Annotated in this window: 11 protein-coding genes and 1 pseudogene; 5 read left to right on the top strand and 7 right to left on the bottom strand. The window is 71.8% G+C overall.

The genetic code is table 11. The annotated features are described in order from the left end of the window. Window positions 1-59: 59 nt before the first annotated feature. Entirely contained in the window at window positions 60-554 is a 495-nt protein-coding gene (locus OG494_RS26270) for a hypothetical protein (protein WP_328443173.1), read from the bottom strand. A gap of 92 nt (window positions 555-646) precedes the next feature. After that, window positions 647-1330: a FadR/GntR family transcriptional regulator gene (locus OG494_RS26265; RefSeq protein ID WP_328443172.1), complete on the bottom strand. Its 684-nt coding sequence runs from the start codon at window positions 1328-1330 to the stop codon at window positions 647-649. A gap of 49 nt (window positions 1331-1379) precedes the next feature. On the opposite strand from OG494_RS26265, the gene OG494_RS26260 reads away from it, so the two are divergent. The 3 genes from OG494_RS26260 (at window position 1380) to OG494_RS26250 (ending at window position 5476) form a co-directional block, all read left to right on the top strand. Then, window positions 1380-2609: a CynX/NimT family MFS transporter gene (locus OG494_RS26260; protein WP_328443171.1), complete on the top strand. Its 1230-nt coding sequence runs from the start codon at window positions 1380-1382 to the stop codon at window positions 2607-2609. 51 nt (window positions 2610-2660) lie between these two features. Next, window positions 2661-3569: an XRE family transcriptional regulator gene (locus tag OG494_RS26255; RefSeq protein WP_328443170.1), complete on the top strand. Its 909-nt coding sequence runs from the start codon at window positions 2661-2663 to the stop codon at window positions 3567-3569. An 83-nt stretch (window positions 3570-3652) separates the two neighbouring features. Then, a complete protein-coding gene (locus OG494_RS26250; protein WP_328443169.1) occupies window positions 3653-5476 on the top strand; it encodes a proprotein convertase P-domain-containing protein in 1824 nt (607 codons plus the stop codon). A gap of 45 nt (window positions 5477-5521) precedes the next feature. Here OG494_RS26250 and OG494_RS26245 read toward each other — a convergent pair whose 3' ends face one another. Together OG494_RS26245 and OG494_RS26240 are read right to left on the bottom strand one after the other, a co-directional pair. Continuing rightward, the gene (locus tag OG494_RS26245) at window positions 5522-6916 is read right to left on the bottom strand and encodes a mycothione reductase (RefSeq protein ID WP_328443168.1); all 1395 of its coding nucleotides are present in this window, start codon (window positions 6914-6916) and stop codon (window positions 5522-5524) included. 105 nt (window positions 6917-7021) lie between these two features. Next, window positions 7022-7894 (bottom strand): M15 family metallopeptidase, encoded by an 873-nt coding sequence (locus OG494_RS26240; RefSeq protein ID WP_328443167.1) that lies wholly within the window; start codon window positions 7892-7894, stop codon window positions 7022-7024. A 167-nt stretch (window positions 7895-8061) separates the two neighbouring features. On the opposite strand from OG494_RS26240, the gene OG494_RS26235 reads away from it, so the two are divergent. After that, window positions 8062-8877: a S1 family peptidase gene (locus OG494_RS26235; protein ID WP_328443166.1), complete on the top strand. Its 816-nt coding sequence runs from the start codon at window positions 8062-8064 to the stop codon at window positions 8875-8877. A gap of 17 nt (window positions 8878-8894) precedes the next feature. After that, a complete protein-coding gene (locus tag OG494_RS26230) occupies window positions 8895-9326 on the top strand; it encodes a GNAT family N-acetyltransferase (protein WP_328443165.1) in 432 nt (143 codons plus the stop codon). 90 nt (window positions 9327-9416) lie between these two features. On the opposite strand, the gene OG494_RS26225 is transcribed toward OG494_RS26230, so the two are convergent. The 3 genes and pseudogenes from OG494_RS26225 to OG494_RS26215 all read right to left on the bottom strand — a co-directional run. Next, window positions 9417-10592: an 8-amino-7-oxononanoate synthase gene (locus OG494_RS26225; protein ID WP_328443164.1), complete on the bottom strand. Its 1176-nt coding sequence runs from the start codon at window positions 10590-10592 to the stop codon at window positions 9417-9419. A 103-nt stretch (window positions 10593-10695) separates the two neighbouring features. Next, window positions 10696-12306: a DEAD/DEAH box helicase gene (locus OG494_RS26220; protein ID WP_328443163.1), complete on the bottom strand. Its 1611-nt coding sequence runs from the start codon at window positions 12304-12306 to the stop codon at window positions 10696-10698. 328 nt (window positions 12307-12634) lie between these two features. Continuing rightward, window positions 12635-13537 (bottom strand): annotated as a pseudogene (locus tag OG494_RS26215) (serine protein kinase RIO); the annotation flags it as partial. Between the last annotated feature and the right edge of the window lie 622 nt (window positions 13538-14159).

Here is a 14159-nt window from a genome sequence, read left to right as displayed (position 1 = left end):
TCCAGGGGTGCGTTCGGGGCGTCTCCGCAGGTCGGAGACGTGTCGGGAAAGAGCGGTGGTTACCGGACCCAGCCGGTGTAGTTGTCGCCGACGGACGACCCGCGGCGCTTGCCGGCCTTGGCGGGGCCGAGTGCCGCGTTCGCGGCCCGGACCAGCCAGGCGTTGGTGGAGAGCCGGTCCCGGCTCGCCGCCTCCTCGACCCGCTGCTTGAGCTGCTCGGGCAGCCGCAGGTTGATCCGGGAGACGGTGCCGTCGTCGGTCTCCGGCGGGGGCGGCGGTGCCTGCTGAGGCTCCGGCTCCGGCTCGGGAGCCGTGGGCAGCGAGACGGCGAACTCGGCGTCACGGCGGCGAAGGCGTACTTCGACCGAACCGGGCGCGAGGTCGCGGGTGATCTCGTCGGCCGCCGCCGACAGGGCGTCGAGCAGGGTGAGCCGGATCGCCGACTCGAGCGGCGAGGTGAGCCGCTCGGCGAGGGCGACGGCTTCTTCGCCCGCCGCTTCGGCGGCGACCGCGAGCTCCCGGCGGAGTTCGTCCACGAAGGGCGTCAGGTCCATGGCACAACTATGGCGCCATCGTGGCACCACGACAACCCTGAATTGGCACCCTTAGGGGTCAAGCGTGGTGCCAGAATTGCTGAAAGCCCAGCTCAGGCCGTTTCGATGCGGGACAGCAGCTCGTCCAGGAAGCCGCAGGCTTCGGCGGCAGCACGGTCCGCGTCCCGGTCGGCGATGGCGTCGGCGAGGCCTTCGTGGCCGATCTCGGGTAGGTGGCCGGCACCCGGCGTGATGCTGGAGGTCGCCGCGACGCTCGCCGTGATGACCTCGGTCAGCCCGCGGTACAGCTCGGTGAGCAGCCGGTTGTGGCCGCTGCGGACGACGGTGCAGTGGAACTCGGCGTCGGTGCGCGCGAAGTCCTGCCAGCGCCCTTCGTTCAGCTCGACCGCGCGGCGCGCCAGCAGGGCGCGCAGCTCCGCGACGTCCTCGTCGGTCCGCTCGGCCGCGGCGAGCCGGGCACCCTCGACCTCGAGGGTGCGCCGGACCTGCAGCACCTCGCGCAGCTCGTCACCGCAGAGCCGGCGGATCGCGCCGGAGACCTCGCTGGTCGCGCGCACGTAGGTGCCGTCGCCCTGGCGGACCTCGAAGATGCCGGTGTGCGCGAGCGCGCGCACGGCCTCGCGGATGGTGTTGCGGCCGACGCCGAGCTGCTCGCCCAGCTCGGGCTCGGTGGGAATGCGCTCGCCGATCGGCCATTCGCCCTGCGTGACCGCGGTCCGCAGCTGCTCGATGACCTGATCGACCAAGCCTGTCCGCCGGGTGGTGGCCAGAGGCACAGGAATTATCCCTTCATCCAATCATCCTACGTATGCGATAGTAGCTCGTATGTCCGTCGAATCCCGTGAATCAGCACTCGAACCCGAACTGGACGGTGCGATCGAGACGCGCACGCCCGGTGTGGTCGCCGGCGGCGCGCTGCTCGCGGTCGCCGTGGTGCTGACGGCGCTCAACCTGCGCCCGGCCATCACCGGGGTCGGCCCGATGCTCGCCGAAATGCGCGCCGGCCTGGGCGCGTCCGTGCTCTGGGCGGGCGTGCTGACGACGTTGCCGACCCTCTGCTTCGCCGGCGCCGGGCTCGCCGCGCCGCTGCTCGCCCGCCGCGCCGGGATCGGCACCGCCATCGCGGTCGCGCTGACCGCGATCGCCGCCGGGCTCGTGCTGCGCGTGCTCGACGGCCCGTACGTCGTGCTCGGCGGGACGCTCGTCGCGACCGCCGGGATCGCCCTGATCAACGTGCTCATCCCGGTCGTCATCAAGGGCTCCTTCCCGGCTCGCATCGGCCTGATGACCGGCGTCTACACCGCCGCTCTGCAGGGCGGCGGCGCGCTCGGATCGGCCGTGACCCCGCAGCTGGGCGACGCCTTCGGCGGCTGGCGCCCGGCGCTGGGCAGCTGGGCGGTGGTGGCCGTCGTCGCGCTCGCCGCGTGGATTCTCGCAGCCCGCGGCACCGGCCGGGCACCGCGGCACACCGAGGCCGCCGGGAGCGGCCGCTCGCTGCTGCGCAACCGGCTGGCCTGGATCGTCACGATCTTCTTCGGCCTGCAGGCCTTCTACGCCTACGCGGCGATGGGCTGGTTCCCGCAGGTGCTGATGGACGCGGGCGTGTCGCGCGACCAGGCGGGGCTGCTGTTCGGGCTGGTCTCGCTGATCGCGGTGCCGATCAGCCTGGTCGTGGCGCCGGTGGCCGCCCGGCAGCGTGGCCAGGGCGCGTGGATCGTGACGTTGGGCGTGTTCGGCGTGGCCGGGACGGCCGGGCTGATGCTCGCCCCGGCGTGGTCGCCGCTGCTGTGGAGCCTGCTGATCGGCCTCGGGATGAGCGTCTTCTCGCTCGCGTTGACCGTCATCGCCCTGCGCGCGAAGACCGGCGCCGACACCGCGCGGCTGTCCGGGATGGCGCAAGGCTTCGGGTACCTGTTCGCCGCGCTCGGCCCGTTCCTGTTCGGCCTGCTGCACGACGCCGCGGGCGGCTGGACGGTCCCGCTGGCGATGCTGCTCGGCCTGCTCGTGGTCCAGATGGGCTTCGGGGCGCTCGCCGGGCGCCACCGGTTCGTCTGATTCTTAACAGTTAATACCGTTCGCGGCCGTTCGGCGGCTTAAGATCGGCCGATGGCGGTTCCGTCGCCGGCCCTCGGGACGTTACTGCGCACCGGCCCGTTCGACGCGGCCCTGCGCGCGGCGATCCGTGCCCGCGGCCTGAGCCTCGATCGCCTGCGCGAACACCTGCACGCCCGCGGCGTCTCGGTCACGACGGCGACGTTGAGCTACTGGCAGTCCGGCCGCAGCCGACCGCAGCGGCGGGACTCGGTGCGCGGCGTGCGGCAGCTCGAAGTCGTCCTCGACGTGCCGCCGGGCTCGCTCGTCGCGCTGCTCGGCTCGCCGCGCGCACGCCGGTCCACGGCCGCCGAGATGGGCCGGTTCTGGCCGGACGGCGGGCGCATCGACGCCGCGGTGTCCGATGTGGACACCCGATGGGACGAGCGGCTGACCCGGATCAGCCAGCACGACGTCGTCACGGTCGGGCCGGAGCGCGAAGAGCTGGCGTTCCATTCGCGGCAGGTGCTGCGCGCCGAGGCGGACGGCCCGGACCGCTGGGTGGTCATCCTGCACCTCGACGAGCACGACCGGCCGCTGCCGGAGGTGCGGTCCCTGCGCGGCTGCCAGGCCGGGCGCAGCGTGCACAAGCCGGAGGACGGCCTGCTCGTCGTCGAACTGCTCTTCGGTCGCCCGCTCGTCCGCGGTGAAACGGTGATCACCGAGCACACGCTCGTGAATCGCGCACCGCACCCGCTGGCCACGAACTACGAACGGAAGTTCCGGCTGCCGGTCCGCGAATACGTGCTCGAAATCCGCTTCGACCCGGCGGCGGTACCCGCGGTGTGCCGCCGGTTCGTGGAACACGACGGCCAGCCGGCCGAATACGCCGACGTCGTCCCGGAATCCGGTGCGGTGCACGGCGTCGCGCTCAATTTCGGCCCCGGCCGTTACGGTTTCGATTGGGAATGGGACGCCAGTTAACTGTTAAGGCCCTGCGGATCTTCAATTCGGTGTTCCCCGGGATCTACCGTCGGCGAACCGAATCCCGATCCGAGGAGAACCTCATGCGCAGACTGGTTTCCGTCGCGGGTGTCGCCGCGCTCGCCGCTCTGGGACTGGGCTTCCAGCCCGCCCAGGCCGCGCCGCCGGCACCCCCGGTCCACCCGCAGGCCGAGGTCGACGGTGTGGCGGCCGCGTTCGGCCTGTCGGCGGACCAGGCCCGGGGCCGGCTCGCCGCCCAGGACGACGCCCACCGCCTCGCCTCGGCCCTGCCGGCCGCCGTCCGGCAGCAGTCGGCCGGGGAGTGGTTCGACGCGGCCGCCGGGAAGCTGACCGTCGCCGTCACGACCCGGACCGCCGCGGACCAGGCCCGCGCGGCCGGGGCCGCCGCCCAGGTCGTCACCCGCAGCCAGGCCGAACTGGACCGCACCGACGCGGCCGTCCGCGCGCTGGTCGGCCAGGGCGTGCCCGGCGTCTACGGCTGGGGTGTCGACGTCCGGAACAACGAGGTCGGCGTCTCGGTCGACCGGACGAAGAAGACCGCCGCGACGGAGAGTTTCCTGTCCGGTGCCAAGGAACTCGGCGTCCGGATCACCGAGACGACGACGTCGCCGAAGCAGCAGTCGGGCACGATCCAGACCGGCAACCCGTGGTGGCCGGGCAGCGAATCGAACTGCTCGGTCGGCTTCCCGGTCACCGATTCCGCCGGGGCCAAGCACTTCCTCACCGCGGGCCATTGCACGAACGACAGCAACCAGGCCGCCTACGGCGCTTCGGGCCAGCAGAACAAGGTCGGCACGTCGAACGTCGGCGGCACCCACAGCGTCAACGGCCAGGAAGGCGACATGGGCGTCGTCGCCGTGACGGAGGCGGGCTGGAACCTCTCGGCGTCGGTCAACACCTGGGGCCAGCCGGCGGTCACGCTCTCCGGCTCGGCCGAGGCGATGGTCGGCGACAGCGTCTGCCACTCCGGCAACACTTCGCACTGGCAGTGCGGCGAAGTGAAGTACACGCACAAGTCCGCCGACTACGGCAACGGCCTCATCATCGGCGACCTGACCTGGACGACGGCCTGTTCGCTCGGCGGTGACTCCGGCGGCGGCTGGCTGCTCGGCACCAAGGCCACCGGCCTGCACGACGGCGGCCCGTCGCAGTGCGTCCAGAACCCGGGTGACGGCGACATGTCCCTGTTCCAGCCGGTGATCGAGGCGCTGAACAAGTGGCAGCTCACGCTGGTCACCAGCGGCGGCACCGGGGACACGACGGCGCCGAGCGCGCCCGGCAACCCGCGTTCCACGGGCACGACGTCGAACAGCGTCTCGCTCGCCTGGGACGCGTCGACGGACAACACCGGCGTCACCGGTTACGACGTCTACAACGGTTCCACGCTCGCCACGAGCGTCGCGGGAACCAGCGCCACGGTCTCCGGGCTCACCCCGGACACGGCGTACTCGTTCACGGTCAAAGCGAAGGATGCCGCCGGGAACGCCTCGGCGGCCAGCGCGGCCGTCAGCGCGCGGACCCAAGCGGGCGGTGGTGGCGGTCGCACCCTGACCAACGACACCGACTACGCGATCCGCGACTACCAGCAGGTGCTCAGCCCGATCAGCTCGACGCTGACCGGTAGCGCGGCCGCCTCGATCGGCGTCTCGCTGACCATCCGCCACACGTGCGCCGAAGACCTCGGCATCACACTGCTCGACCCGAAGGGCAAGGCGTACGCGCTGAAGTACAGCGGCGGCAGCACCTGCACGCCGTGGAGCGGCGCCCGGACGTTCACCGTCCCGGCGACGGCTTCGTCCCCGGCGGCCGGCAAGTGGCAGCTGCGCGTGACCGACTACGGCCCCGGCGACACCGGGACCCTCGACACCTGGTCGATCACGCTCTGAGGGCTCCCGCGGGCCGGGCGGTCACCCCGCCCGGCCCGCGGTGACTCAGTCCAGGGGCAGGTTGAGCAGCGCGTTCTCGATCAGCTCCGGCATGGCCGGGTGGATCCAGTACTGCCCGCGCGCCATGCTCCGCGCGTCCAGGCCGAAGCTCATCGCCTGGATCAGCGGCTGGATGACGCTCGACGCCTGCGGCCCGATGATGTGCGCTCCGAGCAGCTGCCCGGTCGCGGGGTCGGCGAGCAGCTTCGCGAAGCCCGTCGTGTCCTCCATCGCCCAGCCGTAGGCGATCCCGGCGTAGTCCTGCTTCGAGACAACATAGGACACACCTTGCTCGCGCGCCTTCTGCTCGGTGAGCCCGACCGACGCGACCTGCGGGTGGGTGAACACGGCGTGCGGCACGAACCGGTGGTCGGCCTTGACCCGCTCGTCCGGGTGCAGCAGGTTGTGCTGCACCACGCGGGATTCGTGGTTCGCGACGTGCTTCAGCTCGTGCGGCGAGGAGAGGTCGCCGAGCGCGTAGACGCCCTCGACCACGGTCTCCTGGTAGTCGTCGACCACGACGTGTCCACTGTCCATTGTGGTCACGCCGGTGGCGGCGACGTCGAGCAGGTCGGAGTTCGGCTTGCGGCCGGTCGCGACGAGCAGCAGGTCCGCTTCGACGGTCTCGGCGCCCTGCGGGCCTTCGAGGTCGAGCGCGACGCCGTCGGCTGTCTTGCGCGCCCGGACGGTCTTGCGCTCCAGGCGGACGTCGAAGCGTTCCGAAGCCAGCTCGGTGAAGCGGGCGCTGACATCCTCGTCCTCCGAGCGCAGCAGCCGCGCGGACCGGTTGACCAGCGTGACCCGCACCCCGAACGACGCGAAGACGTGCGCGAACTCGGCCGCGATGTACCCGCCGCCGAGGATGACGATGCGCTCGGGCAGCTCGTCGAGCCGCATCACGGTGTCGGAGGTGTAGTAGCCGGTGTCCTCGATGCCGGGGATGTCCGGGATCACCGGACGACCACCCGCGGCGAGCACGAACTTGTCGGCGGTCAGCACCTCGTCCGGGCGCCCGTCGGGGAAGCTGACGCGCAGTTCCTTGGTCCCGGTGAAGCGCCCGGTGCCCTCGTAGACGTCGACGTTCTTGTTGTCCTCGTGGCTGCGGCGGTACTCCGCGCCGCCCGCGGCGATCGGGTCGATCCGCCCGAAGACGCGGTCGCGGATGTCGCGCCAGCGCACGCCCTTGAGTTCTTCGTCGACGCCGTACTTCGCGCTCTCCGCGGGTGTGTACGCGACGTCGGCGGCGTAGACGAACATCTTCGTCGGGATGCAGCCGACGTTCAGGCAGGTCCCGCCGAAGGTGCCCTTCTCGACGATGGCCGTCTTCTTGCCGGCGAAATCGGGGCCGAGGATCGAGTTCCCCGATCCCGTCCCGACGATCACCAGGTCGTAGTGGGGCACTTCATCCTCCGCGGGCTCGTTCCGGTCGGTTCACCCTAGCCAACCTGCCGCGCGGAGCAGGTGTTCCCGCGTGTGCTTAACGTCGTATTACGTGGTCGGTCCCGCTCAGTGCCCGGTCGCCGTGAAGTGCATCCGGTCTTTCGGGCTGGTCCACGCCCCGCCCCAGCTCCACCCGATCGCCGCGAACGCGCGGGTGGTGGCGTCGCCGGCCAGGACCATGCCGGGGCGTTTCCGCGAGCGGTCGACGTAGGCCGAGGCCAGCTCGGGCAGCACCAGGTCGCCCTGGGTGTAGGGGTTGCAGAACGGGTTGACGTCGACGGCCAGCCCGTACGCGTGCGCCGACCAGGTCGTCTGGCCGCGCGCCGGGCGGCAGACGAACGCGCTGGTCGAGTTGCCGTCGCCGGTCGGCGGCAGGGTCAGCTCGCCCGGGCTGGTGACGCGCATTTCCTCCAGCGGGAAGTGCGCGGCGAAGAGCTTCCCGAAGACCTTCGTGATCCCGGCGGCACCTTGGGCGTTCACCAGCATCTCGCCGGTGTGCGCGCGGCCGTCGAAGCCCCAGAACGCCATCGTGAGGTAGCGCAGGTCGGTGGCCTTGACCGGGCAGGCGGCCTGCCAGGTGCTGCGCGCGAGGACACCGGCGGGTACCGCGCTGATCGTCGAGGCGTAGGCGTTCCCGGCCGGCGGGGGCAGGACGTCTTTTGTCGGAAGTGCCCGGTTCACCAGTTCGGGTGGCGTCGGCTCGATCTCGCCGAAGCCGTCCGGACGACGGGGGAGTGGCCGGGCACCCACCTGCCAGGTGACGGCGGGCGCGCTCGACGTCTTCGGCGGCGCCGTTTTCACCGGGGAGGGGGGTTTGGACACGGTCGTCGTGACCGGCGCCGGGGCGACCGGCCGGGGCGTCGAGGGGACTTCCGACGTGCAGGCGGCCAGCGTGAGGGCGATGACCGCCCCGAGCGTCGCCGTCGCTGTCCGTCGCATTCCGCAATCCTGACATAAACGTTCGGTGATCGCGGAGTCCACCCGTTTCAGTGACACCGCTTCGGGCTCACTCCGATTAGGGTATTCAGGGCCACCTGTTCACGCTGTGGAGTCGCGTGAGTGCCGTGCGCAGTGCCTTTGTTTTGCTTCGAAGAGGGGAACGACCCATGTCCGTGAAGTCTCGCCGATCCCTGCTGCTCGTGAGCGGCGCGCTCCTCGCGGTCGCGGCGGTCGCCGTCCCGGTCGTGGTGAACACGGCTTCGGCGGACCCGGCGTCCGCCAACCAGCCCCGGATCGTCGGCGGCAACAAGGCTTCGCTCGACGATCACCCGTATGCGGTGTACCTGGCCGACCCGGGTGGGAACCAGTACTGCGGCGCGGTGATCGTCAGCTCCACGGCGGTCGCGACGGCGGCGCACTGCGCCAAAGCCGTGGCGAAGCAGGACGTCCGCGTGGTGGCCGGCCGCGAGGACAAGCGCACCGGTGACGGCCAGGTGCTGAGCGTGTCGAAGATCTGGATCAGCAAGGGGTACAGCGACCCGACGGCGGGCAACGACGTCGCGGTGCTGACCGTGCGCGGCCAGCTCGGCTACCGGCCCGCGAAGCTGCCCGACAGCGGCGACTCGGCGTCCTACCGCGAAGGCACGCAGGCGACGGTGCTCGGCTGGGGCCGCGTCGCCGACGGCGGCGACCGGTCCGATTACCTGCGCAGCGCCCAGGTCCCGGTGATCGGGGACAAGGACTGCAACTCCGACTACGACGTCTACGACCCGAAGACCATGGTGTGCGCGGGATACGCCGACGGCGGCGTCGACGCCTGCCAGGGCGACTCCGGCGGCCCGCTGGTCGTCGGCGACACCCTGATCGGTCTCGTGTCCTTCGGCGACGGCTGCGGCAAGGCCGGCAAACCGGGCGTCTACACGCGGGTTTCGGCGTACGTCAACGACATCCAGCAACAGGCCAACCCGCGAATCTTCGGCTGAGCGTGGTAAGCAGGGGTATGCCGACCCTGCACGACGCGACCGGCCCGGAGCTGACCGCCGCCCAGCTGCACGACATCCTGCGCCTGCGGGTGGACGTCTTCGTGGTGGAGCAGAAGGCCGCGTACCCGGAACTCGACGGCCGTGACCTGCTCGCGGATACCCGCCACCTCTGGTTCTCCGACGACCACGGGGTCACGTCCTACCTGCGGGTCCTGCTGGACCCCGGCGGCATCCGCCGCATCGGCCGAGTCGTCACGGCCGCCCAGTCCCGCGGCGCCGGCCTGGCAGCCCGGCTGATGGACGCGGCCCTGACGGTCCCCGGCGAGTACGTCCTCGACGCCCAGACGTACGTCCAAGGCTTCTACGCGCGCTACGGCTTCGTCGCGGAAGGCGAAGAGTACGAGGACGACGACGGAATCCCCCACATCCGCATGCGCCGCCCCGCCTGACCCGCGAACCGACCGTCTGGGCACGCGAACCGACCCTCCAGGTACGCGAGCCGACCCTCTGGGTACGCGAACCGACCGTTCCGGTACGGCTCAGTCGGTCGCCCCGTGCGGCGCGGTCGCCGTGATCACCTTCACGGCCCGGTCCACATCGGACTCCGTGAGGTCGGCCCGCACCGTCAGCCGCAGCCGCGAGATGCCGTCCGGCACCGACGGCGGCCGGAAGCACCCGACGCGGATGCCCTGCTCGGCGCACGCCGCGGCCCACGCGACGGCCGTCTCCGCGGACGGCGCCTGCACCGAGATCACGGCGGCGTCCGGCACACTCGCCTTCAACCCCGCGGCCTTCAGCTGCATCGCCAGGTTCCCGGCGTTCTCCTGGACCTTCTCCGCCAGGCCCGGCTCGTCCTTCAGCGCGTGCAACGCGGCGAGCGCGGCGGCGGCGCTGGCCGGCGCGAGCGCGGTGTCGAAGATGAAACTGCGCGCGGTGTCGATGAGGTGCTTGATCACCCGGCGCGGCCCGAGCACCGCGCCGCCCTGCGCGCCGAGGGCCTTCGAGAGCGTCAACGTCGTGACGACGTCGGGGGCGCCCGCGAGCCCGGCCGCGTGCACCGCACCGCGGCCGCCTTCACCCAGGACGCCGAAGCCGTGCGCGTCGTCGACCAGCAGGCCGGCGCTGTGTTCGCGGCAGATCCCGGCCAGCTCGCCCAGCGGGGCGAGGTCGCCGTCGACCGAGAACACGGAGTCGGTCACCACCAGCGCCCGCGGCTTGCGCCGGGTCGCCAGGGCGTTCTTGATCGCGGACGGCGTCGCGTGCGCGACGGCGGCGATGTCCGCGCGCGACAGCCGGCAGCCTTCGATGAGCGACGCGTGGATGTACTTGTCGGTGACGATCGCGGCTTCGCTGCCGGACAACGCCGTCACCGCGCCGAGGTTGGCCGTGAAACCCGACGAGAACACGAGCGCCGCCTGCACGCCGCAGAACCGGGCGAGCTCCATCTCGAGCTCGGTGTGCAGCTCGGTCGACCCGGTCACCAGCCGTGACCCGGTCGCCCCCGCGCCCCACCGGAGCGCGGCGGCCGCGGCGGCTCCGGCGACGCGCTTGTCGCGGGCCAGCCCGAGGTAGTCGTTACCGGCGAGGTCCAGCTCATCGGCCTTGGCCGGACGTGGCCGCAACTGCCGCACCAGACCCGCGCTCGCCCGCTTTTCCGCCTCGGCGTCGAGCCAGTCGAAAACCTGGTCGGGCGGAAGTACCGGCGGCGTAGTCACGTCCCGCAGTCTCCCATCCGGGCCTCGCGCGGCCGTGAAGCGGGCCTGGAAACGCCGGAAGCCCCGGACCGGCGAGTGCCGGCCCGGGGCTTCCGGGGAGAAATCAGCTGTCGTAGCCGCGACGCGGGCCACGGCTCGGCCGGCCGTAGCCGCCACCGCCGCCCGAACGGGGCTGACGGCCGCGGCCGCTGAAGCCGCCGGAACGGCCTTCGTGCGAGCCCTGGCTGTAGCCGCCACGGTCGCCACCGCGGTCACGGTCGCCGGCGTAGCCGCCACCGCTGCCGGCGTGGCTGCTGCTGCTGCCGCCGCCACTGCCGCCGCGGTAACCGCCACGGCTCGAACCGCCGAAGCTGCCGCGGTCGCCGCGGAAGCCACCGCCGCCGCCACCGCGACGCGGGCTCTCACGCCGACGCTCGATGACCGGCTCGCCGCTGGGCTCGCGGGCACCGGTGATGCGGGTCAGCGCGTCGTCACCCGGACGGACCATCGTGGACTCGGCGCGGACGCCGGCCCGGTCGGTCATCCGCTTGACCATGCGGCGCTGGTCGTTGGTGACCACCGTGACGACGACCCCGGACGCCCCGGCGCGCGCCGTGCGGCCCGCGCGGTGGAGGTAGTCCTTGTGGTCGGCCGCCGGGTCGACGTGCAGCACCAGCGAGATGTCGTCGACGTGGATGCCGCGCGCGGCGACGTCCGTGGCGACCAGCACCGGGGTGTGGCCTTCCTTGAAGTCCGCGAGCACCCGGTTGCGCTGACCCTGGGTCTTGCCACCGTGCAGCGCCGCCGCGTTGACACCCTGCTCACGCAGGCGCTCGGCGAGGCGGTCCACGTGGTGCTTGGTGCGCACGAACATGATCGTGCGGCCCTCACGGGCACCGATGTGGGTGATGACGTCCTGCTTGTCCTGGTGCGAGACCTGCAGCACGTGGTGGTCCATGGTGGTGACGCTGGCGGTCGACGGCGCGACCGAGTGCGTGACCGGGTCGCTCAGGTACTGCCGCACGAGGCGGTTGACGTCACCGTCGAGCGTCGCCGAGAACAGCAGCCGCTGCCCACCCGGAGGGGTGAGGTCCATGATCTCGCGGACCTGCGGCATGAAGCCCATGTCGGCCATCTGGTCGGCTTCGTCGAGGGCGATGAAGTTGCAGTCGCCCAGGTGCGCGGTGCCCTGCCGGACGTGGTCCGACAGCCGCCCCGGGGTGGCGATCAGCAGGTCGACGCCACGGGAAAGCGCGTCGGCCTGACGGGCGAAGGCCATGCCGCCGACGGCGGTGCGGCACCACAGGCCGAGGGACTTGGCCAGCGGGGTCAGCGAGTCGGCCACCTGCATGGCCAGCTCGCGGGTCGGCACCAGGATCAGCGCGCGGGGGCGCTTCGGGCGGGCCTTGCCGTCGGCGAGCCGGGCCAGCATGGCCAGGCCGAAGGCGAGGGTCTTGCCGGAACCGGTCTGGGCGCGGCCCAGCACGTCGCGGCCGGCCAGGGCGTCCGGGATGGTCGCGGACTGGATCGGGAACGGGCTGTTGATGCCGGCCTCGGCCAGCGCGCGGAGCAGCGGCTCCGGCAGGCCCAGCTCGGCGAAAGTCCTGGTCTCCACGGTCTCGACAGCGTCATCACGCAGCGTGTCCCCACCGGCGGGGCGCTGGCGCGGCCGGCGGTCGGGACGGTCCGCGTGCGCGGACGTCGAGGTGGTACCAGAGTTGAACGTGACTGTCACAAATGCCTCTCGGACATGGTTCGTCACAAGGAGGCCCGGGCTCCCCGCGCGCAGGCAGGGCAAGATGGTGTGCGTTGGGCGTTCACAGGGACGGACCCCGGCGCACTGTGTCTTGTCGCTTTACGACACTGCGAGCCGCTTTTGGGATTACGGATCACCGCGAGCCATTCGGTGGCTCTGGAGGCGACGGACACCAACTCATCCACGCCGCCGGTTGCGGTCTGTACTTACTGTACCCGAGGTGGGGCCGGGACTACTCATCGAGGTCACCTGTTGTGGGCGGCGTCGCAGACGTGTTCCACACCACATCCGCGACGCCGCCGCGTGATCACCCGATCCCGGTGGCGCTCACGAGTTCGGCCAGCAGCTCATCGGGCCTGGTGACGTGCTCGCCGAGGCCGCGGGCGTGGAACCAGCCGGCCAGGTTGCGCACGTCCCGCGCCAGGAAGTCGACCCCGCCCGGGTTGGCCACGACGTCGACGACCTGAGGCAAGTCGATCACCACCAGCCGGCCCCGGTGCACGAGCAGGTTGTACGCCGAGAGGTCGCCGTGCGCGAGCCCCTCGGCCGCGAGCAGCTCGAGCGCCGCCGTGGCCTGGAACCACAGATCGGCCAGTTCGTCCGGCTCCGGGCGCACCTGGGCCAGCCGGGGCGCCGCGGTCCCGTCGTCCTCGCCGAGGAATTCGAGCAGCAGCTCGGTCCCGTTGCGCTGCACGGGGTAGGGCACCGGTGCCCCGATCGTCCACAAGCGACCCAGCGCGGCGAACTCCGCGACGGCCCACTGTTCGGCGATCAGGTTGCGGCCGAACGCGCTGCGCTGCGTCATCGCCCGGGTCTCGCGGGAGCGGCGCATCCGCCGCCCTTCGAGGTAACCCGCGTCACGGTGGAACAGCTTGTGCTCGTCACTGCGGTAGCGCTTCGCCGCGAGCAGCCCGCCGGGAGTGCCGGGCAGACCGCGCCGCAGCAGGTGGACATCGGCCTCCTTGCCGGTTTTGAGGACGCCGAGATCGGTGTCGACCGCGGCGAGCTCGGTGACGACCCAGTCCGGCCGCGGGAGCGGCCCGTGCTCGGCGTCGTCCCAGGTGGACCAGCGGTCGGCGCCGTCGGGCAGCAGATTTTCGGTGTAGGCGTCGTCCCGCAGTTTCGCGAGCCGGACGCGTTCGCCTTCGGTGAGCCGCCCGCTGCGGGTGGGCTCGGGTTCGTCGTCGAACCGAGCACGACGGGAGAACCGCTGGTCGGTTTCGTCGCCGAGCCGCGCCCGGCGGCGTGCGGGTTGCGGGCCGTCGTCATCCTCGAACTGCCCGCGGCGTGGCGATCGCGGGCCGTCTTCGTCGCGGGACGGCCCGCGGCGTGGCGATCGTGGGCCGTCTTCGTCGCCGAACTCGCCGCCGAGGCGTGAGGGCCGGTCGTCTTCGTCGTCGAACAGTCCGTCGCGGTACCGGTACGGCGGCTCGGCTCCATCGTCGAGCCGCGAGGCTTGCGGATCGGTGTTGGCGTCGAGCCGCGTGAGGCGCGGGGCTCGCTGGTCGTCTTCGCCCTCGGACCGCTTGCGGCGGTGCGAGGGTTGCTCCTCCGCCTCGTGGGGCAATGCCCCTCGGCGTGAGGGTCGTTCGTCGAACCGGTCGTGATCTTCGAAGTCGTGCAGGCGCACTGGTGGGTTCTCCTAGGTCAGGGATGCCCCACCGGGCGCGTGATCAGCCTCGGGGGGCGGGTGGGCTCGGGCGCAGACGGGCCCGCACAGTCATCACCACAGGCACCTCCCCGCTCTCTCGCACACCGGCTCCTTGCCGGACGTCCCCCAAGCTTGCCGGGCCGGTCCGCCGCCGCGCAAGCGAATTGCGCGAACGGCCCGT

Source organism: Amycolatopsis sp. NBC_00438, from assembly GCF_036026695.1.
Lineage (GTDB): Bacteria > Actinomycetota > Actinomycetes > Mycobacteriales > Pseudonocardiaceae > Amycolatopsis.
Note: the sequence above shows the minus strand (reverse complement) of the source record. Positions and strands in the feature narration are given on the sequence as shown.